We start from the raw sequence: 24,263 nt of genomic DNA on the forward strand, positions 1-24,263 counted from the left end.
TCACATCGTCAGGGGTTGATGTTGATCGTGAAGGTGGACGTGGTGTTCTTGATGTCCTGGTAGTTGTCGCTGAGCTTCAGGTTGTTGAAGGTCACCGATCCGACCGCCGGCCCCTGGCCCGATTCCGGCAGCTCGTTCGCCCAGAGGGCGAAGCCCGACTTGGCGTCGAACTCGTCGCCGCTCTTGTGCGCGCCGGAGATCGAGATGTTGGTGAGGACGGTGTCCTTGATCGGATTGACCGGCTGACCGCCGAGGTACTGGGTCTGGAACATGATTCCCGAGTACGTCGGGTCCACGATGTCCACGTTGCTGATCCGGATGCCCTGGAACACCTTCGAGGCGGAGAACAGCCAGATCGCCGGGAAGGTCTGCTGGCCCCAGAAGTGGCCGCCCGCACGGACGATCGAGATGTTGTCGAACACCGTGGGCGGGCTCGCGCCGAAGCCGTTCATCGGGTAGCCGAAGTCGAGCGAGCTGATCGTGATGCCGGAGTAGGTCAGCGTGTCCGCGATGTAGATGTTCTTGAACGTGTTCGCGTACCCGCCGTAGACGGCGATGCCGGCCGCGCGCCACGGCAGGATCGCGGTCAGGTTCTCGTAGACGTTGTTCTTCTCGTCGGCGCCTCCCGCGTCGATGGCCGAGAACAGCGCGAAGCTGTCGTCGCCGGTCGACCTCGCCTCGTTGTTGGAGACCAGGTTGTCCGTGCTGCCGTTGGTCATGTTGACGCCGTCGGCGAACGTGTCACGGATCCGCGAGTTCTTGATCGTGATGTTGTCGGTGTTGGCGCCCCAGTACATGCAGACCTGGTGCTCGACCCAGATGTTGTCGATCGTCATGTTGGCGACGTTCTGCCAGTCGAACACCTTGCCCGGCCCGTCGATGCGGCTGGTGTAGTTGCCGAAGTAGGCGAACCCGGAGAACGTCGAGCCGTTGGCCGACGACTCCGCCCGGAAGCCGATGTCGGTGTTCTCCTGCGTCGTGGGCGCGTAGAACCGGGTGAACCACGGCCCGGCGCCGACGACCTTGACCGCCTTGCCGTACACCTGGAACTTGTTCGACGTCTGGTAGTCGCCCGGCGGCAGGTAGACGCCGACCAGCTTGCCGGTCGTGTCCATCCGCACCTTGTCGAGCGCGTTCTGGACGTCCTGGTGGGTGAACCCGGTCGGGACGGCGTACGTCGCGGGGTCGGGGTTGGGGATCGCCGACACCTGCTCCAGGTTCACGAAGTCGATCGCGTACGCGGAGGTGTTGGCGGCGTCCTTCTGCAGCCGGATCTTGCTGCCCTTCGGGACGGTCGTCCCGAGCAGGACGTTGGCCTCGTCGTAGATGTGCCGCGGGGCGCCCGCGCCCGGCGAGTTGCCCGGGCCCGCCTCCGGGCCGTACAGCCACGCGTACTTCGAGGTCAGGTTGATCGCCTTGAGGAAGCTGCCGTTGACGTAGACGTTCAGCGTGGCGTCGGTGCCGCCGCCGCCCGCCGCGTCGGGGATGGAGAAGCGGGTGACCAGGGTGTTCGTGTCGGCCCTGGTCGTCCACTCCACGTAGCTGCCGGTGGTGGTGAGCCGCACGGCCTTGCGGCCGGACGCCTCACCGGCCAGGTCGCCGATGGTCCGGTTCGGGCCGACGACCGTCGCCCCGCCGCCGGTCACGCCGTCCTCGGCCTCGTACATGTCGTACGGCATGTTCGCGCCGCGGCCGACGAAGAACGGCAGCGTGGAGGTGTTGTTGGCCTGCTTGACCGGCAGCTCGTTGGTGTCGGCGGCGAGCACCGTCTTCACCGTGTACCGGCCGTTGGCGGCCGTCCACGTGCCCAGGTTGACCGGGCTCGTCGTGGCCCCGGCCGCGATCGCACCGCTGTAGGAGCCGGTCAGCGTCTTGACGACGGTGCCGGAGTCATTGGCGATCGTGAGCGTGATGCCGTGGGCGCCGCCCGCCGAGGCGACCGTGCCCTGGTTCTTGATCGCCACGGTGAACGTCACCGTGCTGCCGTTCGCCGGGTTGCCGGGCGACCAGCTCACCGGGGATGCCACCAGGTCGGAGCTGTCGACCGGCCTCACGACCAGCGGGGAGGAGGCGGTGAAGGAGTTGTTGGTCTCGTTCTGCTCGATCACCGCGTTCGACTCGTCGACCTTGGCGCTCAGCGGGTAGCTGCCCGCGTCGCGCTGGCCGATGTTCGCCGTCACGGTGGCCGAGGCACCGGCCGCGAGGGCGCCGACCGCGGCGGTGCCCACCTTGGTCCCGCCCAGGTAGAAGTTGACGTTGGTGGCGCCGGAGCCGAGGTTGCCCGCGTTGCGCACCGTCGCCGACAGCGTTACGGCGTCGGTCTCGACCGGGGACGCGGGGGAGGCGGACAGGGAGGTGATGGTCAGGTCGGGGTTGGGCGCCGGGGAGCCGATGACCTGGAACTCGGCGACCTGCCCGGCCGGAGCGCCGGAGTTGGCGGTGAACTTGAGCTGCACGTCGGCGACCGTTGCGGAGCCCGGGCCGGAGATCGGGATCGTCACCGTGTTGCCGCTCGCGGGGTTGAAGGTGTAGGTCGCCGCGTTGGTCAGGTTGGTGAACCCGGACGCGCTCTGCTCGCGGCCCAGCACCTGGATCGTCTGCGTACGGGTCGACCAGGCGGCGTCGGGGTTGAGCTTGACCACGACCGAGCTGACGACCGCGTTGGCCCCGAGCTGGACGGTCAGCGTCTGCGGATAGGAGCCGCCCGCGCCCTCCCAGTAGGTCGCCACGTCGTTGTCGTTCGCGTTCGTCGCGACGTACGTGAACGTCGAGGAGGAGGCCGTGATCGGCTTGCCGACGGCCATGTTCGAGCCGCCGCCCGAGCCGTTGCGGGTGACGGTGTTGCTGTTGATCGACTCGTTGCCGGCCGCGTCCTTGGCCCGCACGTAGTACGACACGGTCGCGCTCGTGGGCTGCGTGTCGGTGTAGGTCGTGACATTTCCGGCCACGCTGCCGCGCAGCACGTTGTTCGCGTAGACGTCGTATCCGGTGACGTCGACGTTGTCGGTGGAGGCCGTCCAGGTGAGCTTGATCTGCCCCGGCGTGGTCTCGGTGTAGGCGAGGTTGCCGGGAGCGGTCGGGGCCTGGGTGTCGCCGGTCGAGCCCTTGCGGGTGACCGTGTTGCTGTTCGCCGACTCGTTGCCGGCCGCGTCCTTGGCCCGCACGTAGTAGGAGACGGTCGCGTCGGCCGGCTGGGTGTCGGTGTAGGTCAGGACGTTCCCTGCGACGCTGGTGCGCAGCACCCCGTTGGCGTAGACGTCGTATCCGGTGACCTCGACGTTGTCCGTGGAGGCCGACCAGGTGAGCCTGATCTGGTTGGCGCCGGGCTCGGTGTAGGCCAGGTTCGACGGCGCGGTCGGGGCCTGGGTGTCACCGGTGGGCGCCGGGCCGTACACCTCGAACTCGGAGACCTGCCCGGCCGGCCAGGCGGTGTTGGCGGTGACGGTCACCCTGACGTACCGGACGTTCGCGGTGGAGAAGCCGATCGTGACCGTGTTGCCGCTCGCGGGGTCGAAGGTGCGTCCCGCGGAGGCGGCGAGGGTGGAGAAGTTCGTGCCGTCGGTGCCGCCCTGCACGGCCAGCGTCTGGGTGCGGGCCTCCCAGGTGGGCGGGAGCTTCAGCACCACCTTGTTGACCGCGGTCGAGGCGCCGAGGTCCACCTGGAGCCACTGGGGGAAGGCGTTGTTGGAGCTCTCCCAGTAGGTGGCCTGGTTGCCGTCGTTGGCGTTGCCCGCGCCGTACACGTCGGCGTGCGCGCTCTCCTTCATGGTCTTGCCGAGCGCGAGGTTGCCGGAGGCCGTGGCGGCGCCGTACACCTCGATCTCGGACAGCTGCGCCGCGGGCCAGGCGGTGTTGGCGGTGATGTTGATCCGGACATACCGGGTCGTGGTCGCGGTGAAGCCGATCGTCACCGCGTTGCCCGAGCCGGGGGCGAAGGAGCGCCCCGCCGAGCTCGCGATCGTGTTGAAGGAGGACCCGTCGGTGCTGCCCTGCACCGACAGCGTCTGGGTGCGGGCCTCCCAGGCGGGCGGGAGCTTGAGCACGACCTGGTCGATGCTCGTCGCGCTGCCGAGGTCCACCTGCGCCCACTGCGGGAAGGCGTTGTTGGAGCTCTCCCAGTAGGTGCCCTGGTTGCCGTCGTTGAGGTTGCCCGCGACGTACGGGCTGTTGCTGCTGCTCGCGGTCACGGTGCGGCCGGCGGCGAGGTTGGGGCCGCCGGCGGCGGAGGCGGGGGAGAGGGGCGCGGCCACGGCGAGCAGGCAGGCCGCGGCCACCACAGCGATCAAGCGCAATAACGGGACATGCGTTTTCGACATTTGCGTTCCTCTGTCCGGCAGGAACCGACCGGCGGGTCGTCCGATCCGCGGTCGTGGGGGGATTTCGGAGATCGGGGCTGGACGGGGTCGCGGCGGCGACCGGTTGCCCACTGCCGTGGCCGACATCACCTCAGGTCCTTTCATGCGAAAGGTGACGGTGGCGGGGCGCACGGACGCAGTGCTTCCTGCCGGAACTTGCGGAGAGCCGCAAAGTCTCGATTTAGAGCTGCAAATTTCTTACATTAGGTTGCCCAGATGTTACATAGGGCCCACCGCGCCGTCAATGGGTCAGAAAAGTCGGATGGAAGGTGACAGGTCTGTCCCGTCCCCGAGCCGGGCCCACCTGGGGATACTTCAGTTGGGCGCCGGTCCGGAACCGGTCCTGCGCCCGCCCGCGGGTCCCCCAACTCGCGAAAGGAACCCGGCAGAGGAGCCCTCATGTTTCTGCCCCCCAGGCGCTCGCTCGCGGCGTTGGCCGTGCCGCTGGCGAGCCTGATCGCGGCCCCGGCCGCGGCGACACCCGCCCCGTTGAAGGCGGCCGCTCACGCGGCCCCGCGCGTGGCGACCCTGGTCGACGTGCGCGCCTCGCACCAGCCCGGACTCGACCGGGTCGTCTTCGAGTTCCGCGGGCCGCTCCCGGCGCGGCGCAACGCCGGCTACGTGCCCCGGCTGATCGCCGACGGCTCGGGCAACACGGTCCCGGTGGCCGGCGACGCGATCCTCGGGCTGCGCTTCGGCGGCGCGACCGGCCACGACAAGAACGGGGACCCCACCTACGGGCCCGCCCGCGAGACCTTCGCGCTGCCCGGCGTGATCCAGGTCGTCAACGCGGGCGACTTCGAGGCGGAGCTCACGTTCGGCATCGGCCTGACCAGGAAGGCGCCCTACCGCGTCTACACCCTCACGCACCCGAGCCGGGTGGTCGTGGACATCAAGACGCCCTACCGGACCGTGCCGGTGCGGACGTACTTCCTCGATTCCCGGGCGTACGCGGCGGGGCGGCGGCCGTACACGGCGGCGGTGTCACGGCCGGTGACACCGCCGTCCACCGCGCGCGGCGCGCTCCAGCGGCTGTTCGCCGGGCCGACGCAGGCGGAGTACGCCAAGGGGCTGCGCTTCGTCGCCTCGGGGGCCACCGGCGTCCGTTCGGTCGTCGTCCGTGACGGCGTCGCCCATGTGCGGCTCACCGGTTCCCTCGGCAGCGGTGGGTCGGCTTTCACGGTCGCCGACGAGATCACGCCCACGCTCAAGCGGCTTCCCGGAATCCGCTGGGTGAAGATCTACGACGCCCACGACCGCACCGAACGCCCGAAGGGGCAATCCGACTCCGTGCCGGAGAGCCTGGAACCGTGACGGCGGGAGGGCCGGGGCGCCCGGCCCTCCTCCTTCGTCCGCGACCACCGGGGTCAGTGCCCCTGGACGGAGAGGTGGACCTTGGAGAAGTCGCGCGCGGCCAGATGGTCCTTACGGATACCCCAGATCAGCCACGCGCCGTCGCCCCAGATCATCCCGGCCCTGGTGTCCTCGGCTACCTGCAGGAGCGTGACCCACTGCCGCGCCTCTTCCTGGAAGGCCGGATCGCCGTACCAGCCGGTGCCGGCGGCATGCGCCGCCACGGCCTCGATCGGGCTCTGGAGCCCGTCCGAGTAGCCGCCCACCTGGTGCGGCGGCCCGTCCCTTCCTCCGTCTTCGAACAGCGTGAGCTGCTGGTCGAAGGTCTCGCCGGTGTCCTCGTCCAGCACGTGGTGCCACACCCTCTCCTCGGCCTCCTCAAGGCTCCCGAAGACATCCACGAGAGCGGGATGGTCCCGCTCCGGCCAGCTCGGCTCGGTGACCGCGGCGAGCGGGAGCTCGGCGTACACCGTGGCGTGGTCGTCGGGCGCGGGCCGCTCGGCGACGGCGATTCCGTGCGGCACGTAGATCACCTGCGACTGCCTCGCGTCGGTCGTGGCGAAAAACAGCAGCGTGCCGGTGCCGGGCAGGGCGATGTCCACCTCGTAGCGTGCCAGCTCCCCGCAGTCGAGCTCGGCCAGGAACGACATCGGCCTGCACCCGTCGGCGAGGGACGGCCACGCCATGTCGTCCGGCAGCTTCGGGAGGCCCCCGAGCCGTCCGACCACGATCTCCCCGTCCTCGGCGGCCGACAGTCTTATCGCGGGCCGTAGCAGCCCGATCAGTCGCTCCGCGCTCTCCGCCGGCAACTCCTCGCGCGCGAACTCCGCGAAGTCGATCATCCAGTCCTTCATGCCGGCCATCATGCTTCCCGGGTATGACAGACCCGCCGCCGTTGACGGACCGGTCACCGCGGTTGCGACCAAGTACCTGTTCCCTCGGTTGGGCGCGGTACGACGCGAAGTTCGACGGCCGAGTGTCTCTTTACGGCCTCTCTCGTTGAAACTTTCGGAATAGGCCGTATTTGTTGTCAACCCTGCCCTGGCGTTTCCGCTGGTAATCCTTGGATTTGCCGTCCGGCATTGACCCGAGACGGGCCAGTTCGTAAGGTACGTCAACAGAAAGTTAGGGGATTGTTTCGAAAGTTTCGGCTTGTGGAACATTCCCGGCTCGTGCATCTGGACGTCCGACCCCGTACCCCCGACCGGAGGACCTTCCTCATGCTGCACAGATTCGCCGCGGCCCTCGCCGCGGCCGGGCTCGTCACCGCGCTCGCGGCGGCCCCCGCCTCCGCCCACCCCGACCGGCACCACGACAAGACCCTGGGTGAGCTGGCCGGCGCCTCGCATCGCTACCTCGGCTCGGCCACCGACAACCCCGAGTTCTCCGACGCGGCGTACCTCAAGATCCTCGGCAGCGAGTTCAACTCCACCACGGCGGGCAACGCGCTCAAGTGGTACGCCACCGAGCCGCAGCAGGGGGTGTTCGACTTCACCCAGGGTGACCAGGTGCTCGACTTCGCCCGCAAGCACCACATGTCCTTCCGGGCGCACACGCTGGTGTGGCACAGCCAGCTCCCCGACTGGCTGAACAACGGCACCTTCACCGCCGATCAGCTCCGGGCGATCCTCAAGAACCACATCGTGACCGAGGCGCGCCACTACCGGGGCAAGGTCTACTCGTGGGACGTCGTCAACGAGGCGTTCAACGAGGACGGCACCTACCGGGACACGATCTTCTACCGGACGCTCGGCCCCGGCTACATCGCCGACGCGCTGCGCTGGGCGCGCCAGGCCGACCCGCACGCCAAGCTCTACCTGAACGACTACAACATCGAGGCCGTCGGGCCCAAGAGCGACGCGTACTACAACCTGGTGAAGCAGCTCAAGGCCCAGGGCGTGCCGATCGACGGCGTCGGCTTCCAGGGGCACCTCGCGCTGCAGTACGGCTATCCGGACACGCTCCAGCAGAACCTGCAGCGCTTCGCCGACCTCGGCGTGGACGTCGCGATCACCGAGCTGGACATCCGCATGTACGTGCCGGCCGACGAGGCCAAGCTCGCGACCCAGGCCGACTGGTACGCCAGGGTGACCAAGGCCTGCCTCGCCGTCCGCCGCTGTGTCGGCATCACGATTTGGGACTACACCGACAAGTACTCCTGGATCCCCGCCTTCTTCGATGGTGAGGGCGCGGCCCTGCCGTACGACGAGAACCTCCAGCCCAAGCCGGCCTACTACGCGATCCGCGACGCCCTGCGCGGAGCCGGAAGGCACTGACCCTCCCCATGACGGTGCCCGCGCCCGCCAGGGGCGCGGGCACCGTTCCGCCGTTCTGCAAACCCGGCCACCGAGACTGAGCCGGTGCTATCGCTCTGCCGCTTTCAAGGCATCCTCGATGCTCTGCCCGCTCTGAAAGCGGACGGGGCGCAGCGCGCCGGACAACTTACGTAGGTCCTGAACGGCGTAACGGTTGACGGCCAAGGCGTCAGGAGCCGCAGCGACCGCGAGCCGTTCGGCGGCCTCCACGTCACCGGCGAGGGCATGGGCGCGCGCCAGGCATGTCCCGAACCAGGCACGGTCACGCCGATACGCCTCGGGCAGGGTCGCCAGTCCGCGGTCGAGGAATCGCACCGCGCGCGGGCCGTCGCCGAGGGCCAGTTCGGCCATTCCACGTTGCATGTCGAACCAGCCGTCGTCGTAGAAGTACATCCAGGGCGGCTCGTTCTCCGGATGTTCGCCCGCTGCCCGGATCAGTTTCTCGGCCTCTCCGAGCAGTCGCCGCGCGGGCCCGGCTTCGCCCATCTCGGCGTGGCCGCGGGCCGCCATCTGGGCCGCCATGCCCTGCACACCAAGGGTCGTCCTCCCGTCGTGCCAGCGCGCGGCCTCGGCCAGCCGTACGCACCGGAGTGCGTCGCCGATGCTCCAGGCCAGATGGGCGCGCATGTTGAGCGTGGTGGCGGCCAGAGCCGCGTCGCCCGCCTCCAGCGCCCAGCCGTGCGAGCGGTCGTACCAGGCGAGTGCGGCGGCATGGTCGCCGGAGTCCTGGCACATCCAGGCGATGAACTGGGCGTACTGCCCGAGCATGGCGACCACGCGGTCGGCGAGCGGGCCCGGAGCCCCTTGTGCGAGCACAGTGATCGCGTCGAGTTGGGCGCGTACGACCGGCAGCAGCGGACCGCTCCCCAAGGTGTCCTCGACGCGGCGGTGTTCGCCCAGGCAGCGTTCGAGCCACTCGATCGTGGTGGCATCCACGCGCTGCGGATGTTCGATGGCCTTCGTGATGCGCTCATACAGGTCCGGGTCTGGCGCACTGGTGAGGGAGGGAACAGGTCGCCGGTCCGAGCCGAACAGAGCGGTTTCGGTGGTGCCGAAGGCTCGGGCATACAGCATGCGGTAGGGGTCGTGGGGCTCGTTGTGCCCAGCCTCGTATGCCTTGATGCGGCGGATGATGGTCTCGCGGGAGGGCAGGCGGTTGCGGGTCTCCTCGTCGGCGGCCTCGACGAGCTTGCGGGCCATCTCTTTCTGGCTCCACAGCCGGTCGCGTCGTTCGGCACGGAGCCGTACGGCCCATGCGGGAAGTTCGGTGATCATGCGTTCACCTCTCCGCCAGACGTGGGGGCGTCCTGAGCACCCCCAGTGTCCCCTGATCGCATCTGTGATGCCGGGGTTACCGAGTGTTGTCATTGCTGGTGTGCGAGGTGAACAAGCGGGGTCCGCAGGCGCGGGAACGCCGTACGGACCCCTTGGCCAGGAATCGAGGTCCTGACCCATGGCAAACCATAAAGCCGTTGTCCCCGCCCCGGTGTGCGATGCCACGAGACGGGCCCCGAGGTCCGAGGAGTGCATCTCGGGGGCCGCTCATCATTGCAGGTGAATGAGTTCAAGAAAGAGCCGAGCTAATTAGAGCCGCTGAACAGCGGTCTGATGTAACGGCTCGCCTTTGATGGGAGTCTAGGTATTTCGGTGAACGGGACGTACGATGGGCCGGTCGATTGACATGATGGTCTGTAACACGTGGACTCGGTTGTCTGGAGGGTTGCATGACGCTTCGCCTGCGGCTTATCGTCCCGATTTCCCTGGCGGCCGGGCTGATGCTGTCCGCCTGTAGCGAACCGGAACCGACCGCAGCCGAAGCCGGCCAGATCCTCAAGAATCATATCGACCAAACCGTTAAGCATGCTTTTGGTACGGACATCGAGGTAACTGATCCCGGAGGTAAGGACATTCCCTGCGGTAACGGTGACTTCAAACGCAGGTACGCAGTGAAGGCAAGAGCGCGAGTTGGATCTGGAGATCCTGAGGGGATAACCCTCGCGTTGGTAGGCACGTTAGACGCCATTGCTGATTACAATTTGGTCAAGGCTGGTATGACTCCGACGTATCAGCAGGCCGTGAGTGACCAATATCATACACGGATTGTGCTTTCCTCACCGAGTAAGGGCAGGATAGAGGTGCGAGGTGAGACGGAGTGCCTGCCGTCGAAGTGAGGCGGAGAATCACTCGTATGGTGATGGACCCCGGGTTTCTGCGACTTTCCTTGCCCCCGCGAAGCGCTCCTCAAGAGATGCCTGCACTTCGCCGAGTCGGGTTTTGTTCGTCCCGCCGGAGCCGTTGGCGATGAGCCAGTTGTCGAAGTTGCGCACGGCCTCCTTGTTCTTGGCGATCTCGGAGAAGGGCAGCAGCGTGCCGTCGGCTCCGGTGATCGGCGCCTTGGAGAAGCGCGGGTCGTTCGGCGGGACCTTGGCCTTGAAGCCGTTGGACATCAAGATGTTCGCCAGCCAAGTCTCCCGCGCCATCCAGGCGGCGCGATCCTTCTCGTCCAGCCCACTCACTCGACTCTTGTCCGGGGTGATCCCCGGTTCCACCATGAGTGGCGAGAAGCTGGACACCCCCAGCCACAAAATCTGCCCAGTCATGCCCGAAATTGCCAGCCCGACGACGCCGAGACCGACGCCGTACGCGAACATCTCTGCCTTGACCCGGGCCTGGTCCTCGGCATCGAGCTTTCCCTGCACCTCCCGCTCGGTGGCGAACTGCATGCCGGCGACGTAGCCGAGCGCGCGCATCGCCCGTTCGAGGTGGTCGGTGCTTTTGCCGTTGTCCATTTTCGCGGCGGCGTTGACGATCCTGTCGGTGAGGTTGCCCATCCCTTGTTCGAAGGGCTTGATGTGTGCGGCTGAATCCGCGAACGTCTTGACGAACTCGTAGGTGTCCTTCGGACTGAGGCGAAACGCAGGGTGCAGGCCGGGCACGATTGTCTTGACCGGCCCGAAGGCGCTGGGCTGGGTGCGGTTGGCATCACTGAGGTTGGCCCCCTCGGTGAACTCGGTGGCGTAGGAGCCCGCGATCTCGGCCATGGACACCTGCATCGGTCTGAGGACACCGAGCTTGGGCATCTCCCGGATCACATCGAAGGCAAACCTCGCGGCCTCGGTCGAATGAGCCCCGTCCTTCTCGTCGTACGCTCCGGATGCGGTGGCCAGGACCCGGCCGAAGGCGTCGGCGACGTCGTTACCCGAGGCGACGGATTTGCTGTAGTCCAGGAACCGCTTCATCTTCTCGGCCTGGGTGAGCTTGACCCCGTCGCCGCCCATCTGGGCGAAGGCGGCGCGGGCGGCCTTGCCGTCCCCGACGAGGACCTCCAGGGCGAGGGCGACGGTGTCGGGGGAGTAGCCGTACGTCCTGGTCTCGTCCAGGCCGGCACCGGTCCGGTCCTGCCTGGGGTTCTTCACGAAGTCGTCCAGTGCGAGAGCGCGGGCGGCTGCCACGCGGACGTTCGTCGGGGCTTTCGCCCCGGCCAGCAGAGCGAGCCGGTTCCATGCGGTCTCGCTACTGCCGGGCTTGCTCAGCAACTCGGCCTTCACCTTCTCCATCGCCGGGATGCGGCCGGGGGCACGTAGCGCGGCGCCAAGGGCGGCGCTGAAGGCGGCGAGATCCTGCTTGGCCGTCGGGCTGCCGGTGTTCATGAGCAGGTTGGGCAGCGCGTCGCGCACCTTTGGGGGCAGGGTGGCGAAGAACGCCGCAGCGGCGGCGGGGTCCTTGGCCAGTGCGGCGACTTCCTTGATGTGCTGGTGGGCGAGTTCGCCCTTGGTTTCGACACTGGTGCCAGGGGTGGCGAGGATGTCGGTGCCGTACATGAGGCCCAGGCCGCGGCCGGCCGCGAAGCTGTCCAGCGCGTCGGGCAGCCGGGCGAAGGTGTGGTCGCCGGTCCCGTTCAGCGCCTTGATCAGCTCGGCCCGCTCCGACAGCTTGGGGGCCTGGCCTCTCCCCCAGTCGGCGATGGCGGCGATCTGCGCGAGGGGCGTGGTGCTCACTCCGTTCGCCCGGAAGAGCCCCTCGAAGTCGGTGGAGAAGGAGGTGAGCCGGTCGGATGCCTGGCGCAGGTCGGCAGCCATGGCGTTCATGGCCGCCGGGTCGATGCCGCAGAAGTCGCCGCTGGGGGATGTCATCGCGTCCTTCCTCCCGTGGCTGCCGGGGTCAGGGGCGTCCGGTCAGCTGATGACGGATGAGCTCGGCCTGGGAACGGGTCACCGTCGCCGGATGCCGGTGCAGCTCCTCCTCGATCGCGTAGGTCATCTGCCGTACGAGCTGCGCCAGGCGGTGATGCCGGTCGGCGACCTCGGTAGTCCATTTCGTGGCGGTCGGTCCCGTCCAGACCTTGCCCGACTGCATCGACGCGTAGACGCGCTGGTATGCCTGCCCGACCTCCTGAGACCGGTTGTGCACCTCTTTAAGGAGTTCCACCAGTTGTGCGTGGCGAGGGTTGGGAACCATCTCTTCCGCCACGCCGCCCCCTGCTGCCGCCCGCCGCTCGCCCCCGAGTCGCATTTGATGTCAAAGGTAGACATCGCCCTATAGCATCGGCAACCCCGAAATCGCGATGCATTTCGAGAGTGAGCCGTTTCCGGATTGGCTGACGCTTTTCTGTCTCGAAGGCGAAAACGTCCTCCCGGGTGGGAACTTATCCCCGCCTCGCTCACGTCGCCAGTGGGAACAATCAACTACTTGGAGCAACAACCGGCACTCGCACCCGCCCCCCGCCTGCGGCCTTTTCGGCCGTGTCGACCGCGTGAGCGCCTGGCTACGCACGTATTTCCGCCCGGTAATCGGCCCGTAACGAACCGTGGTGATCGTCGTGGGCAATGAGGTCACGCACACGCGGGAGGAAAGCGGTATGGCGTCCATCTTCGATCAGATCGGCGGTTCGGGCGCGGTCGCGGCCGTGGTCGACGAGTTCTACACGCGGGTCGTCGCCGACCCGATGCTGCGGGGCTACTTCGCGGACGTCGACATGGCCAAGCTCAAGGCGCACCAGCGCAGCTTCGTCGCCGCCGCGCTCGGCGGCCCGCAGGAATACCGGGGCAAGTCGATGGACGAGGCGCACGCCGGGCTCGCCATCACGGCGGAGGAGTTCGACCAGGTGGTCTTCCACCTGGCCGGGGCGTTGGAGTCGTGCGGCGTCGACGCCGAGACGATCGGCTCCATCGCCGGGGCCCTCGCACCGCTGAAGGAGCAGGTCGTGCAGAGCGCCGTCGCGGCCTGAACAATCGCCGTCCGCTGGGCCGGGCCGCGCGGAAGCGGGTGATGGCGGCCTGGTCGCCGTACCGGCGGGCGCGCCGGATCCGTCCACCCGGTGAGACGACCCTTGACCCTTAACCGGTTCACGGATGAACTGGCCGGTGATGGAATCGCGATTTGAGGACGTCGCCGCCCTGGGCGTGGACCCCGCGAGGGCCCGGGTCTACGCGGAGGGCTGGCAGTCGTGGAGCGTCACAGCCGCCCTTCCCCTGACGGAGACGCCCTATCGGGTGACCCTGCCGAACTCGCTGGTCATCGACTGCCACTACGGCTCGGCCCCGGACGAGGGCGTGTTCCGGGGCGAGGGACTGCTGGCGATCGACCCCGGGGATGGCGGGCCGGTTCATGTCTACGGCGCCGTGAACGCCGAGAGCGTCGCGTCCCGGGTGCCCGTCATCGAGGCGAGGCCGCGCGGCGGCCAGGTCGTGATCACGTCGGACGCACCCGTGAGCCGCATGGAGCACCAGGGCGGGCTGGAGGCGGCGCTGGCCCGCTGGGGCACCGCCTTCGCCGAGCGGGCCGGTGTGCGCCCGCGCCCCTCACCCACGGTGTGGTGCTCGTGGTACCAGTACTTCTCCGAGGTGACCCAGGAGGACATCGCCGAGAACCTCACGGCCATGGACGACCTGGCGGTCTCCGCGGACGTCGTGCAGATCGACGACGGCTACCAGGCCGCGCCGGGCGACTGGCTGACGTCCTCGGGCCGGTTCGACGACCTGCCCGGGTTGGTCCGGCGCATCCGCGAGCACGGACGGCGGGCCGGGATCTGGATCGCCCCCATGGTCGTCGCCCGCAAGAGCGCGCTCTTCGCCGCGCACCCGGAGTGGCTGGTGACCGATCCCGCGACCGGCGACCCGGTCTTCGCGGGCGACGTCCTCGGCGACTCCTGCGCCGCTCTCGACCTCACCCACCCCGGCGCGGCCGAATACCTGGCGGAGACGCTGCGGACCATGCGCGGCTGGGGCGTCGACTACTTCAAAATCGACTTCGTGTACGCGGGGGCGCTGGAGGGCCGCCGCCACGAGGACGTGACCGGTGTGGAGGCCTACCGCCACGGCCTGCGGCTCATCCGCGAGGCCATCGGTCCCGAGGCGTACCTGCTGGGGTGCGGCGCGCCGATCCTGCCCTCGGTCGGCATGGTCGACGCGATGCGGGTGGGCCCGGACATCGCGGCGTACTGGCAGAACCCGAGCGGACACCCGTCCGAGCCCAGCCAGGCCAACGCCACCAGGAACACCGTCGCCCGGGCGTGGCAGCACGGCAGGTTCTGGATCAACGACCCCGACTGCCTCATGCTCCGCCCGGAGGTCGAACGGCGGGAGGACTGGGCGCGCACCGTCGAGCGGTACGGCGGCCTGCGGGCCTCCAGCGACCGGCTGCGCGGCCTGGACGCGTGGGGGCTGGAGACCACCCGCCGCCTGCTCACCCCCGCCGGCCCCACCCCGCTCGTCTGACCCCCATCCCGCTCGTCTGACCGCGCCCCGGGGCTGCGAGCGCGGCTTCAGGGGACGAGCCTCAGCTCGGGGCGGTGGGCGGGCAGGCCGATCAGCTCGCGTACGCGCGCCATGGGCCAGGCGAGCTCCCGGGCCAGCGCGGGCACGGTCAGCCCGGTCTCGGCCGCCGCCATCTCGAAGGCCTGGGCGAGCAGGACCGGCTGCTCGCCGGGGTAGCCCGACACCGGCTCGGTGGCGAAGCCCGGCTGCCCGCGCAGCGCGGCGAGCCGCTGGTAGGCGCGCCCCGCCGCGGAGTCGGACAGCAGCCCGACCTCCCGGCACCGGTAGAGCAGGGAGTCGACCGACACGCCCCAGACACGGCGCAGCTCCGCCAGCCGCCGCAGGTCCGCACGGGTGGGCAGGCTGGGCAGGATGCTGCCGCGCGGCGTGAGGAACTCCGCGGCGAAGGAATCGGCCTCGCGTTCCTGCTGGCTGTCCCCGGCCGCGGCGTCCCCGTGCAACACCAGGTGCCCCAGCTCGTGGGCGGCGGTGAAGCGGTGCCGGTAGACGTCGTCGAAGCGGTTGGGCGTCAGGACGACGATGGGCCGGGGCAGGCTGGAGGTGGAGAAGGCGTCCACCGTGACCGCGTCCTCGTCGGCCTGGGGGAAGACGACGACGATCCCCCGGGCCTCCATGTGCCGCACCAGGTGGCTGATCGGCCCGGTGCCGAGCCCCCAGTGGGCCCGCAGCGCGCGGGCCGCGCCCGCGGGATCGCGGGGCAGGGCGCTGCCCGAGTGCACCTCGCCCCCGGCGAAGCCGGGCAGGTCCACGAAGGGGAGCCGCACCCGCTTCTCCAACGCGTACGTCAGCTCCCAGACCTGCTCGACGAAGGCCACGGCCTTGGCGCGCTGGTAGGCCCGGGTGGAGCGCAGGCTGCGGAAGTGCGCCATCGAGCCGTCCAGCTTGCCGTGCGGGCGGCCCGGCAGGAAGAAGGCCGCGGGAACCGCGAGCACCTCGGCGAGGAGCGGGACCAGATCGGGACGCGGCCGGGTGACCCCGGCCTCGTACTGGCCGACCGCTGCGGGTGACACGCCGATGCGCTCGGCCACCTCCTTCTTCGTCAGCGCCGCCAGGCGCCGCGCCTGGGTGAGGCGGGTTCCGTCGAAGGCGTCCGCCACGGCCTGCGGGCTGGGTGCTGGGTTGCTGGATTCGGGGGGAACGGTCTCCTCGACCAGGCGCAGCCGGTCATCGTCCTTCATCGGCGTCGGCGTCCGGTGCGTACGGCGCCTCACTCATCGGAGGCAGGGCGGTCGCGGGCTCGTACTGCGGGCGGGGGTTGAGCGCCGGAGCCGGCATCGCGCCCCGGGCGAACGCGGACGCCTCCCCGACGGGGGCCACCACCCCGGGCAGCCCGGCCACGGGCATCTGCCCGGCGAGCGGGATCGGCTCGCAGTGGTGCCAGCGCAGGCTGCCGGTGCGGTCGAGCAGCTCGGCCTCGCCCCACCACACGTCGAGCAGGCCGGCCCTGGCGTTGCACGCGTACGCGATGAGCACGAGGCGGGTGCCCTCGGGCAGCCGGGTGAGCGCGCGGTCGGCCGGAGTCGCGGGCTCCGGCAGGGCGGCCTCGACGCCGCCGAGCGTGAGCTGCTCGGCCCAGGGCTGTGGGCCGAACCTGGTGAACAGCGCCTGCACCAGCCCGGACGGCCTGCCGTCGCCGATCCTGGCGTTGACCACGCTGACCGAGCGGTCCTTGGCGTAGCGGAAGGGGAACAGCAGGTTGCCGCCGAGCACGACGAGCTCGTGCTGGGAGCCCGGCGGCTTGACGGTCTCGACGCCGGGCATGTCCGCGAACGTGCTGGCCAGGGCCTCGAACTTGCGGGACATGAGTGTGAAGCCGAACGGGTGGAGGAGCTCGGTCCGTGCGGTCTTCTGGGCGTCCTGGGCGTTCTCGAGCGCGAGCGCCAGCGCCTCGGCCACTCCCTGGCGGATCTGCTCGGCGCGCGGGCCGAACGTGTCCAGAGCCCAAGTCGACAGCATCGCCACCTCCGGTGTGCTTCGCGCAGTGCTGTTTCGTCCAGTGCTGCTTCGTCCAGTGGCCGTCGGACACCGGGGGCACTTTACTTTCCAACATCATAGTCCCGCAGGCGCTTCACACGTCACGTAGGTCACAGCTCTTTTTGACCGTCAGAGACAGGCCGGGGCGGAGCGGGCTCCTTATGGTGAGGTATGGGGGAGATCCTGGTCGGCACGGCGTCGTGGACCGACAAGACGCTGCTGGAGTCGGGGTGGTATCCGCCCGGCGTCACGACGCCCGAGGAACGCCTGCGCCACTACGCGAGTAGGTTCCCGCTGGTGGAGGTCGACTCCACCTACTACGCGCCGCCCGCCGAGGCCACCGTGCGGCTGTGGGCCGAGCGCACGCCGCCGGACTTCACGTTCGACGTCAAGGCGTTCTCGCTGCTCACGCGGCATCCGACCCGGCCGGCCGCGCTGCCGAAGGACCTGCGGCCGAGCGGCGGCGGCAAGAACCTGTACGCCCGCGACCTCGACCCCCGGATCGTCGAGCAGGTCTGGGAGCGGTTCCTCGGCGCCCTGCTGCCGCTGCGGGAGGCGGGCAAGCTCGGGGCGGTGCTCTTCCAGTTCCCCCGGTGGTTCCCGATCGGCCGGGCGAACAAGCACTACATCCTGGAGTGCAAGCGGCGCTGCGAGCCGCTGCGGATCTCCGTGGAGTTCCGCAACCACACGTGGATGAGCGAGGAGAACCAGGCCGAGACCCTCGATTTCCTCCGCTCGTACGCCATTCCGTACGTGTGCGTGGACATGCCGCAGGGCTACCCGGACTCGGTCCCGCCCGTCGTCGCGGCCACGTCCGACCTGGAGGTCGTGCGGTTCCACGGGCACAGCGACAAATGGACCAGCCACGACATCCACGAGCGCTTCGGCTACCGCTACTCCCTTGAGGAGCTGAAGCGGTGGGCGCCGAGGCTGCGCGAACTCGGCGGCCAGGCGTCCACGACCCACGTGCTGATGAACAACTGCTACCGCGACTACGCTCAGACCAACGCCCGCCAGCTCGCCGGCGTGCTCGCGGGCCTGCCGGACTGCGACGTCCGCCCCCGGCCGGGCGGGGACCGGACACACGAGGAGAGGACCTGATGACGGACCTGCCGAAGATCAGCGCTCCGGCCACGCGGGCACTCGCGGGCGCCGGCTACACCCGCCTGGAGCACCTCGCGCAGGCGACCGAGGCCGAACTCCTCGCGCTGCACGGCATGGGGCCGAAGGCGATGTCCGTGCTCCGCCAGGCTCTGGAGGAGCGCGGCCTGTCCTTCCGCGACGGCTGAGAGCTCAGCCGAACGCATAGTAGGAGTCCACGGCCGCCTGGCCGGTGTAGTTGGGGCCCGCCCGGTCGTCGGCGCCGAGGTAGGCACAGGGCAGGTCGATCTCCCTGCGGCCACGGCAGCTCACCCGCCTGGTCCTGGCGTCGTAGACGAGGCCGCTCGCCCGCAGCGCCGCCGTCAGCCGCCGTCCTGCGGGCGCCCCGTCCGCACGCCGTACGCTCCGCACGTCGAAGTTGGCGGCGAACAGGCCCTCGTCGGTCAGCCAGGAGGCGGCCCGGGCGATCACGCCCAGCTTGTCGCCGACGTAGTGCAGCCCGTGGACGCAGGTGATCAGGTCGAAGGCCGCGCCGGGCGCCCACGAGGTCACCGACGCCGTGACCAGCCGCAGCCGCAGGCCGGCAGGCGGACCGGCGAAGTAGCCGACCAGGTCCACGCCGACGATCTCCGCCCGGTCTCCCAGTGCGTGTGCGGCCTCGAACAGCGCGTTCGCCGTGCCGCAGCACAGGTCGAGCCACCGGACGACCCGATCGGCGCCGCGCAGGAGGGCGAGGACGTCGACGCCGAGTTCGCGCCGGTAGGCCGGCAGGCGGCGTTCGCGGTTCATGTCGCTGTTGGCCACGACCGAGGACCGCTCCAGGGCGTCGTCGTCCAGAAGCCGTAGATCACGATGGTCCATCCCCGTTTCCTAGCATTCCTACGGCCCCGGCGGGGAGGCCGCGCACCAGGCGCGATGCTGCCGACGCCCTATTTCGCCTAAAGTCACCTGAATGGCAGCAAACCGCACCCGGCTGGCATGGCTCGACGCCTTACGCGGGATCGCCGCTCCGGCCGTGGCGCTGCACCACTCGGCCTGGACCTTCGTCCCGGCCGTCTGGGGGGAGGTGGACCGCAGGGTCGACGTCGGCACCTGGGGCGTCTTCGTGTTCTTCCTGGTCAGCGGGTACATCATCCCGGCCTCGCTGGAACGGCGGGGCGACCTGCGGGCCTTCTGGACCGGCCGGGCCTTCCGGCTCCTCCCGCTGCTGCTGGCCGCGCTCGCCCTCGCGCTGCTCCTCGCGTACGCCGGCGTGTTCGCGACGTCGCCGGGCCTCGACCGCCGGCCGCCGCCGCTCGTCGCGCTGGCGAACCTCACGATGCTGCAGGAACTCCTCGGCGTCCCCTCGGTGATCAACGTGATGTGGACGCTCTCCTACGAGATGGCGTTCTACCTGATGACGGTGGGGCTGTTCGCCGTACGGCAGGCGCACAGGTCGGCGCCGATCGCCGTGGTCCTGGCGCTGGCGGCTGTGCCGCTCGGGCTGCTCTTGCCGCGCGCGACGATCAACGGCGGCGCGGACCTGGTCGCCGCGCTCATGGGCGTCGCGGTGGTCCTGGCCATCGTCGTGACCGTGGCCGCGAACGGGCGCCTCAGGACGGCGGCCGCGGTGATCGGCGGCCTGCTCGGCCTGGCGCTGGTGATCCTGGGCAGCCGGATCGGGGCGGGGCAGGGCCTGGTCATCGCGGCCGTGATGTTCGCCGGGACCGCCGTGTATCGCGCCGAGCAGGGCACGATCCGGCCGGTCTGGGCCGTCGCCGCCCTGCTGACGGTCCTCGTCTGCGGCGTCCTGGTGGCCCGCGAGCCCGCCTGGGCCTCGGCGGTCCTGCTGGCGGCGGGCTTCTTCGCGCTCGCGTTCGGGCTGCGGCGCCGTACGTTCCCGCGATGGCTCGCCCACCTCGGGGTGATCAGCTTCTCCTTGTATCTGCTGCACCCGCTCCTGCTGCGGGTCGTCCCGAACCTCCCGGTGTTCTTCCTCGTCCTGCTGGTCCTCGGTCACGTGGCGTACCGGTTCGTGGAGGCCCCCGGACAGCGCCTCGGCCGCCGCCTTCTCGGCTCCCGGGGAAAAATCGCGCCAACTTCGACCGGCGGCCGTGTGGGCGGCGCGCCCGTGGGGGACCAGCGGCTCTGACGTCGGTACGCAGGAGGGGACAGGTCATGAGCGAGGACCAGGAACTCCACGACCTGCACAGTCAGGGCCATGAGGCGGGCGTCGAGGGCAGCTCCAAGATGACCGCCGAGCAGCTTCGTGAGGCGCTGGCCAAGGTAGGCAAGGACGAGGACACGCAGTCGGCCAAGGCAGAGGCCAAGAGCGACCAGTGACCGCCACCCGAGCCGCCGGCTCCCCCGGGGAAGTGACTCGATGCTCCTAGACGACCTCGAGGTTGGCCATCATGCCCATGTCCTCGTGTTCGGCGTTGTGGCAGTGGAAGAGGTAACGGCCCTGGTAGCCGTCGAAACGGGTGATGATCTCCGCCCCTTCGCCCGGCCGTAGCGAAATGGTGTCCTTGAGGCCGGCGTCATGCGGCAGCGGCGGCCTGCCGCCGCGCGAGAGCACCCGGAAGCCGACCAGATGCAGGTGGACCGGATGGTGAACGTCGGCGACCAGCCGCCACACCTCGACATCACCGAGATTGACGGTGACATCGGAGCGGGCGGGATCGAACGGCAGTCCGCCGATCAGCCATCCGTGATCACCCCGCATGCGCCCCGCGCGGAAGGAGAACTCGCGCACCCTGACGGCGTCCGACCGGCGCCAGGCCGGTAGGTCGTTCGAGAGGGCGCGCGGGATACGGCTGGCGTCAGTGGCGTTGCGTGCGACCAGAAAGGCCATCACGTCGCGGGTACGGCCAGAGCCCAGCCGGTTGACGACTCTGACGCGGCTGCCGACCGGGACGCCCGAGAAGTCGACGACCACGTCGTAACGCTCGGCGGGCGCGATCGGCAGCAGCCTGTGGGTGACCGGCGTGGCGAGCAGCCCCTGGTCGGCGCCGATCTGGACGAGATCGAGCCGGCGTCCGTCGTCGGTGACCGCTTCGAGTTCGTAATGCCGGGCGTTCGAGGCGTTCAGGATGCGCAGCCGATACCGGGCCGCGTCGACCTCGTGCACGGGCCACGGTGCGCCGTTGACCAGGATCACGTCGCCGAGGACGCCGGCGAGATAGGGCTCGCGAACGCCAGGCCGTTCTCGCAGGGTGGCGTCGAGGGCGGGATAGTCGAGGCCGCCGTCGGCGGCGAACGCACGGTCGGCGATCACGAGAGGCAGCTCGCGCGGCCCCGCGGGCAGGCCGAGCGAGTCCTCGGCGTCGTCGCGGACGATCTGCAGCCCGGCCAGGCCCCGCCAGATCGCGGGGGCGGTGAAGTCCATCCGGTGGTCGTGATACCACAGCAGCGTCGGCCGCTGGTCCAGCGGGAAGGTGTAGTCCCGCGTCAGCTCGGTCACCACGGCCCGCGGATCGTGCATGCCATGCATCCCATGCCCCAGGTGCGGACCGGCTTCCTGCCAGATCTCGGGTACGACGAGGTCGGTCGGGTATCCGTCGGAGGCCGCCGGGGTCCGTCCGCCGTGCAGGTGCACGACGGTCGGCACGGGCAGCTCGTTGCGGTGCGTAACGGTGACCGGCCGGCCGCGGCGCGACTCGATCGTCGGCCCGGGGAAGGTGCCCTCATAGGTCCACAGCGGCGTTCTGACGCCGGGCAGGATCTCCGCGCTCGCCTCGCGCTGAGTGATCTCGTAACGGTCGGCACCGCCCGAGGTGCTGACCGGCTTCAGCACGGCGGGAATCGGCAGCGGCACCTGGAAGGGCGGCGGCAGTGGTATGGCGCTGCGCAGCTGGGCGCCGGTGATCGACGGCCGGCGGGCCAGCGCGGCCGAGGCCGACAGCCCGGTGGCCGCCATCAGCCCGAGTGCCCCGCCGATGCCCAGCATCCGCCGCCTGGTCATGCCGCGGCCCTCGTCGTGCTCACGCATCGCGGGACTCCCGCCGCAGGAGGGGTTGGCGCCAGACGGCGATGAACTGCACGACGAGCGCGGCGACCGTCATCACGCCCAGGGGGATGTGCAGCCAGAGCGCGCCGTCCAGTCCTGCGAAGTACTGCACCGTCTCGGCCGTCACCACCGCCACCGTTGCCAGGAACGGCCAGGCCTGACGCAGCCGCACCCAGACCGTGATCGCCGCGATCACCTGCAGGTAGCCGATGGAGGTGACCACGTCGGCGCCGACCGCGTGCCAGCGCAGGCTGTCGAAGTCGCCGGTCAGATACATCCCGGCGAACACCGGCTGGCCGGCGATCGCCGCCATGTGCGCGCTGACGACGGCCCGGAAAACCCACCCAGCCGGCCTTGTCCGATGCACGGCGGCGGATCCCAGACTGCTGGTGACCATGCGGGATCCTCCTCACTTTGATCTCTCTGTGTGAACGCCCACGACGCTATGACTGAGGAGCTATCTTGTCTAAGATCAATATTGCTATGATGTTATGCGTCCGGAGGCATGGTGGAGCTGAACTCGCTCAAGCAGTTCCTGGTGGTGGCGCGACTTGAGCACCTGAGCCGGGCAGCCGACGAGCTTCACATCGCCCAGCCCTCGCTGAGCCGCACCATCGCCCGGTTGGAGAGTGAACTGGGCACGCCGCTGTTCGACCGGACCGGCCGGCTCCGGCTCAACGACGCGGGCAAGCTCTTCCGCGATCACGTCGAACGTTCCCTCGGCGAGCTCGAGGCCGGACGACGCGCCGTCGCCGAGGCCACCAGCGAGGGCATCGGCACCGTGAGACTGGCGTCGGAAACCTTCCTCACCCTCACCGGCCCGCTGGCGGCCTACAAGCGAGCCCATCCCTCCATCGAGATCGAGCTCCACTGGTCACCGGCCGAGGACATGGCCCGCCGTCTGCGGGCCCAGGACGTCGACCTGTGTGTCGCCTCGCAGCCGATCAACGCCGAAGGCCTGGAGTCGACGCAGTTGTTCGAGGAGGCTGTGGGGGTGGGCATGCCACTCGATCACCCGCTCGCGGGCCGCACGTCCGTGAGCATCGACGAGCTCGCCGACCAGCCCTTCGTCACCGCCCGCAGGGGACACTGGCTACGCCGGCTGCTCGACCGGCTCTTCGTCGCACGAGGCCTCACACCGAAGATCGTCTGCGAAATCGACGAGCTCGCCGCCATCGCGGCGCTGATCAGCGCAGGACTCGGCATCGGTCTCGTCCCCGCCTTCGCCCGCCGCGGCGCCACGCGTGTCCCCGCCGTCTGGATCGCCGTCGACAGCCCCGACTGCCGTCGCGGGGTCACCCTGCACTGGGGTGCGGAAAGCCACCTGTCCACCGCCGCCCGCCTGATGCGCACCACGATCACCGGCTGGGACTGGACCACCGGCGAACCCCAAGAGGAACGCTGACGAGCGGCGCGAGTCAGCCTGTCGTCCACGGGCGGAGCTTGTCGGGGTTGCGTACGGCCCAGATGTGCGTGATCCGGTCGCCCGCGACCTCGAACGCGTACACCGATACGGTGACGCCGTCCTGCTGAGCGATCAGGCCGGGCTGGCCGTTGACCGTACGCTCCGAGATCGTCAAACTGCGGAGCCTGTCCTGGAGCTGGACCAGGGAGCGCACGATCTGCTCGGCGCCTTCGATCGGGTGGAGCGCGGCGCCGGCGAGTCCGCCGCCGTCGCCGGTCGCCGTGGCGTCGGGGGCGAGAAGGCCGATGAGGGCGTCGATGTCCTTGGCTTCCCACGCCTGCTTGAAGTCCCTCACGATGCCGGCGCGCCGGGCCGCCGGGGTCGCAGGGGCCTGTGAGTCGCGGATGCGGCGGCGGGCCGAGGAGGCCAGCTGGCGGCACGCCGCCGGGGTGCGGCCGACGATCTCGGCCACCTCGGCGAAGGAGTAGCGGAAGACGTCGTGCAGGACGAACGCGACGCGCTCGGCCGGGGTCATCGAGTCGAGCACGACGAGGAAGGCCATGCTGACCGACTCATCCAGGGTGACTCGATCGGCCGGATCGACCGTGGCACCGCCCGGCCGCCCGTCGATCCACTCCGCGGGTTCGGGCAGCGGCTCGGGGATCCATTCGCCCACGTAGCGCTCCCGCCGGGCCCGCGCCGAGCCGAGCAGGTCGAGGCAGATGCGGCTGGCGACCGTCGTCAGCCAGCCGCCGGGGGACTCGACGGCCTCCTGCCGCTCCCGCGACATGGCGTACCAGCGGGCGTAGGTCTCCTGCACGACGTCCTCGGCGTCGGCCAGGGAGCCGAGAAGCCGGTAGGCGAGATTGATCAGCCGGCGCCGCTCGCTCATGATCACACTCAGGCTTGGGTCGAGCCGGCCGTGTCCCGGCCCGGATGGGTTGGTCATGGTGTCGCCGGCTCCCTTGGTCGCATCCGTCCTCACTCGGTCCGACG

Annotated in this window: 21 protein-coding genes; 10 read left to right on the forward strand and 11 right to left on the reverse strand. The window is 69.6% G+C overall.

What is annotated here, in order from left to right:
* Nucleotides 1–8 precede the first annotated feature (8 nt).
* Nucleotides 9–4,277, reverse strand: coding sequence for a discoidin domain-containing protein (locus ACQEVJ_RS01890; RefSeq protein ID WP_433112517.1), 4,269 nt, complete (start codon nt 4,275–4,277; stop codon nt 9–11).
* 477 nt (nt 4,278–4,754) lie between these two features.
* Here ACQEVJ_RS01890 and ACQEVJ_RS01895 point away from each other — a divergent pair, with 477 nt between their 5' ends.
* Nucleotides 4,755–5,669, forward strand: coding sequence for an AMIN-like domain-containing (lipo)protein (locus ACQEVJ_RS01895; RefSeq protein ID WP_433096499.1), 915 nt, complete (start codon nt 4,755–4,757; stop codon nt 5,667–5,669).
* Nucleotides 5,670–5,722: 53 nt separating this feature from the next.
* Here the strand turns inward: ACQEVJ_RS01895 and ACQEVJ_RS01900 are convergent, their stop codons facing one another.
* Nucleotides 5,723–6,562 carry a YwqG family protein gene (locus ACQEVJ_RS01900; RefSeq protein WP_433096501.1) on the reverse strand — a complete coding sequence of 280 codons (840 nt, stop codon included), beginning with the start codon at nt 6,560–6,562 and terminating at the stop codon, nt 5,723–5,725.
* A gap of 366 nt (nt 6,563–6,928) precedes the next feature.
* On the opposite strand from ACQEVJ_RS01900, the gene ACQEVJ_RS01905 reads away from it, so the two are divergent.
* A complete protein-coding gene (locus tag ACQEVJ_RS01905) occupies nt 6,929–7,984 on the forward strand; it encodes an endo-1,4-beta-xylanase (protein WP_433096503.1) in 1,056 nt (351 codons plus the stop codon).
* Between the two features lie 87 nt (nt 7,985–8,071).
* On the opposite strand, the gene ACQEVJ_RS01910 is transcribed toward ACQEVJ_RS01905, so the two are convergent.
* Nucleotides 8,072–9,298 carry an XRE family transcriptional regulator gene (locus tag ACQEVJ_RS01910; RefSeq protein ID WP_433096505.1) on the reverse strand — a complete coding sequence of 409 codons (1,227 nt, stop codon included), beginning with the start codon at nt 9,296–9,298 and terminating at the stop codon, nt 8,072–8,074.
* A gap of 449 nt (nt 9,299–9,747) precedes the next feature.
* On the opposite strand from ACQEVJ_RS01910, the gene ACQEVJ_RS01915 reads away from it, so the two are divergent.
* The gene (locus ACQEVJ_RS01915) at nt 9,748–10,194 is read left to right on the forward strand and encodes a hypothetical protein (protein WP_433096507.1); all 447 of its coding nucleotides are present in this window, start codon (nt 9,748–9,750) and stop codon (nt 10,192–10,194) included.
* Between the two features lie 9 nt (nt 10,195–10,203).
* On the opposite strand, the gene ACQEVJ_RS01920 is transcribed toward ACQEVJ_RS01915, so the two are convergent.
* Nucleotides 10,204–12,156, reverse strand: coding sequence for a hypothetical protein (locus ACQEVJ_RS01920; RefSeq protein ID WP_433096509.1), 1,953 nt, complete (start codon nt 12,154–12,156; stop codon nt 10,204–10,206).
* 28 nt (nt 12,157–12,184) lie between these two features.
* On the reverse strand, nt 12,185–12,493 hold the full coding sequence (locus ACQEVJ_RS01925; protein ID WP_433096511.1) for a hypothetical protein: 309 nt from the start codon (nt 12,491–12,493) through the stop codon (nt 12,185–12,187).
* 388 nt (nt 12,494–12,881) lie between these two features.
* Between ACQEVJ_RS01925 and ACQEVJ_RS01930 the strand changes: the two genes are divergently transcribed.
* Together ACQEVJ_RS01930 and ACQEVJ_RS01935 are read left to right on the forward strand one after the other, a co-directional pair.
* Nucleotides 12,882–13,250: a group I truncated hemoglobin gene (locus ACQEVJ_RS01930; protein WP_433096513.1), complete on the forward strand. Its 369-nt coding sequence runs from the start codon at nt 12,882–12,884 to the stop codon at nt 13,248–13,250.
* 139 nt (nt 13,251–13,389) lie between these two features.
* Nucleotides 13,390–14,739: a glycoside hydrolase family 36 protein gene (locus ACQEVJ_RS01935; protein ID WP_433096515.1), complete on the forward strand. Its 1,350-nt coding sequence runs from the start codon at nt 13,390–13,392 to the stop codon at nt 14,737–14,739.
* A 47-nt stretch (nt 14,740–14,786) separates the two neighbouring features.
* Here ACQEVJ_RS01935 and ACQEVJ_RS01940 read toward each other — a convergent pair whose 3' ends face one another.
* The gene (locus ACQEVJ_RS01940) at nt 14,787–15,977 is read right to left on the reverse strand and encodes a helix-turn-helix domain-containing protein (RefSeq protein WP_433096517.1); all 1,191 of its coding nucleotides are present in this window, start codon (nt 15,975–15,977) and stop codon (nt 14,787–14,789) included.
* Nucleotides 15,964–16,755, reverse strand: coding sequence for a hypothetical protein (locus tag ACQEVJ_RS01945; protein ID WP_433096519.1), 792 nt, complete (start codon nt 16,753–16,755; stop codon nt 15,964–15,966). Before ACQEVJ_RS01945 ends, ACQEVJ_RS01940 begins: the two co-directional genes overlap by 14 nt.
* Nucleotides 16,756–16,944: 189 nt before the next feature.
* Here ACQEVJ_RS01945 and ACQEVJ_RS01950 point away from each other — a divergent pair, with 189 nt between their 5' ends.
* Complete coding sequence (locus ACQEVJ_RS01950; RefSeq protein ID WP_433096521.1) at nt 16,945–17,874, forward strand: DUF72 domain-containing protein; 930 nt, start codon at nt 16,945–16,947, stop codon at nt 17,872–17,874.
* Nucleotides 17,874–18,062 (forward strand): DNA-binding protein, encoded by a 189-nt coding sequence (locus ACQEVJ_RS01955; protein WP_433096523.1) that lies wholly within the window; start codon nt 17,874–17,876, stop codon nt 18,060–18,062. The genes ACQEVJ_RS01950 and ACQEVJ_RS01955 overlap by 1 nt, the downstream gene beginning before the upstream one ends.
* Nucleotides 18,063–18,066: 4 nt before the next feature.
* Here the strand turns inward: ACQEVJ_RS01955 and ACQEVJ_RS01960 are convergent, their stop codons facing one another.
* Nucleotides 18,067–18,735 carry a class I SAM-dependent methyltransferase gene (locus tag ACQEVJ_RS01960; protein WP_433096525.1) on the reverse strand — a complete coding sequence of 223 codons (669 nt, stop codon included), beginning with the start codon at nt 18,733–18,735 and terminating at the stop codon, nt 18,067–18,069.
* Nucleotides 18,736–18,826: 91 nt separating this feature from the next.
* On the opposite strand from ACQEVJ_RS01960, the gene ACQEVJ_RS01965 reads away from it, so the two are divergent.
* Together ACQEVJ_RS01965 and ACQEVJ_RS01970 are read left to right on the forward strand one after the other, a co-directional pair.
* Nucleotides 18,827–20,005: an acyltransferase family protein gene (locus ACQEVJ_RS01965; protein ID WP_433096527.1), complete on the forward strand. Its 1,179-nt coding sequence runs from the start codon at nt 18,827–18,829 to the stop codon at nt 20,003–20,005.
* Between the two features lie 26 nt (nt 20,006–20,031).
* Nucleotides 20,032–20,196 carry a hypothetical protein gene (locus tag ACQEVJ_RS01970; RefSeq protein ID WP_433096529.1) on the forward strand — a complete coding sequence of 55 codons (165 nt, stop codon included), beginning with the start codon at nt 20,032–20,034 and terminating at the stop codon, nt 20,194–20,196.
* 46 nt (nt 20,197–20,242) lie between these two features.
* On the opposite strand, the gene ACQEVJ_RS01975 is transcribed toward ACQEVJ_RS01970, so the two are convergent.
* Nucleotides 20,243–21,844, reverse strand: coding sequence for a multicopper oxidase family protein (locus ACQEVJ_RS01975; protein ID WP_433096531.1), 1,602 nt, complete (start codon nt 21,842–21,844; stop codon nt 20,243–20,245).
* On the reverse strand, nt 21,837–22,259 hold the full coding sequence (locus ACQEVJ_RS01980; protein ID WP_433096533.1) for a hypothetical protein: 423 nt from the start codon (nt 22,257–22,259) through the stop codon (nt 21,837–21,839). The genes ACQEVJ_RS01975 and ACQEVJ_RS01980 overlap by 8 nt, the downstream gene beginning before the upstream one ends.
* A 108-nt stretch (nt 22,260–22,367) precedes the next feature.
* Here ACQEVJ_RS01980 and ACQEVJ_RS01985 point away from each other — a divergent pair, with 108 nt between their 5' ends.
* Nucleotides 22,368–23,267 (forward strand): LysR family transcriptional regulator, encoded by a 900-nt coding sequence (locus tag ACQEVJ_RS01985; RefSeq protein WP_433096535.1) that lies wholly within the window; start codon nt 22,368–22,370, stop codon nt 23,265–23,267.
* Between the two features lie 13 nt (nt 23,268–23,280).
* On the opposite strand, the gene sigJ is transcribed toward ACQEVJ_RS01985, so the two are convergent.
* Entirely contained in the window at nt 23,281–24,216 is a 936-nt protein-coding gene (gene sigJ, locus ACQEVJ_RS01990; protein ID WP_433096537.1) for an RNA polymerase sigma factor SigJ, read from the reverse strand.
* Between the last annotated feature and the right edge of the window lie 47 nt (nt 24,217–24,263).

The organism is Microbispora sp. CA-102843, assembly GCF_050936215.1.
In the GTDB taxonomy this organism is placed as follows: Bacteria; Actinomycetota; Actinomycetes; order Streptosporangiales; family Streptosporangiaceae; genus Microbispora.

Excerpts from the sequence above, each read along its gene's own strand:
- ACQEVJ_RS01895 (WP_433096499.1), top strand. The coding sequence starts at position 4,755 with ATGTTTCTGCCCCCCAGGCGCTCGCTCGCGGCGTTGGCCGTGCCGCTG.
- ACQEVJ_RS01900 (WP_433096501.1), bottom strand. The coding sequence starts at position 6,562 with ATGAAGGACTGGATGATCGACTTCGCGGAGTTCGCGCGCGAGGAGTTG.
- ACQEVJ_RS01905 (WP_433096503.1), top strand. The coding sequence starts at position 6,929 with ATGCTGCACAGATTCGCCGCGGCCCTCGCCGCGGCCGGGCTCGTCACC.
- ACQEVJ_RS01910 (WP_433096505.1), bottom strand. The coding sequence starts at position 9,298 with ATGATCACCGAACTTCCCGCATGGGCCGTACGGCTCCGTGCCGAACGA.
- ACQEVJ_RS01915 (WP_433096507.1), top strand. The coding sequence starts at position 9,748 with ATGACGCTTCGCCTGCGGCTTATCGTCCCGATTTCCCTGGCGGCCGGG.
- ACQEVJ_RS01920 (WP_433096509.1), bottom strand. The coding sequence starts at position 12,156 with ATGACATCCCCCAGCGGCGACTTCTGCGGCATCGACCCGGCGGCCATG.
- ACQEVJ_RS01930 (WP_433096513.1), top strand. The coding sequence starts at position 12,882 with ATGGCGTCCATCTTCGATCAGATCGGCGGTTCGGGCGCGGTCGCGGCC.
- ACQEVJ_RS01935 (WP_433096515.1), top strand. The coding sequence starts at position 13,390 with ATGGAATCGCGATTTGAGGACGTCGCCGCCCTGGGCGTGGACCCCGCG.
- ACQEVJ_RS01940 (WP_433096517.1), bottom strand. The coding sequence starts at position 15,977 with ATGAAGGACGATGACCGGCTGCGCCTGGTCGAGGAGACCGTTCCCCCC.
- ACQEVJ_RS01945 (WP_433096519.1), bottom strand. The coding sequence starts at position 16,755 with ATGCTGTCGACTTGGGCTCTGGACACGTTCGGCCCGCGCGCCGAGCAG.
- ACQEVJ_RS01950 (WP_433096521.1), top strand. The coding sequence starts at position 16,945 with ATGGGGGAGATCCTGGTCGGCACGGCGTCGTGGACCGACAAGACGCTG.
- ACQEVJ_RS01955 (WP_433096523.1), top strand. The coding sequence starts at position 17,874 with ATGACGGACCTGCCGAAGATCAGCGCTCCGGCCACGCGGGCACTCGCG.
- ACQEVJ_RS01960 (WP_433096525.1), bottom strand. The coding sequence starts at position 18,735 with ATGGACCATCGTGATCTACGGCTTCTGGACGACGACGCCCTGGAGCGG.
- ACQEVJ_RS01965 (WP_433096527.1), top strand. The coding sequence starts at position 18,827 with ATGGCAGCAAACCGCACCCGGCTGGCATGGCTCGACGCCTTACGCGGG.
- ACQEVJ_RS01970 (WP_433096529.1), top strand. The coding sequence starts at position 20,032 with ATGAGCGAGGACCAGGAACTCCACGACCTGCACAGTCAGGGCCATGAG.
- ACQEVJ_RS01975 (WP_433096531.1), bottom strand. The coding sequence starts at position 21,844 with ATGCGTGAGCACGACGAGGGCCGCGGCATGACCAGGCGGCGGATGCTG.
- ACQEVJ_RS01980 (WP_433096533.1), bottom strand. The coding sequence starts at position 22,259 with ATGGTCACCAGCAGTCTGGGATCCGCCGCCGTGCATCGGACAAGGCCG.
- ACQEVJ_RS01985 (WP_433096535.1), top strand. The coding sequence starts at position 22,368 with ATGGTGGAGCTGAACTCGCTCAAGCAGTTCCTGGTGGTGGCGCGACTT.
- sigJ (WP_433096537.1), bottom strand. The coding sequence starts at position 24,216 with ATGACCAACCCATCCGGGCCGGGACACGGCCGGCTCGACCCAAGCCTG.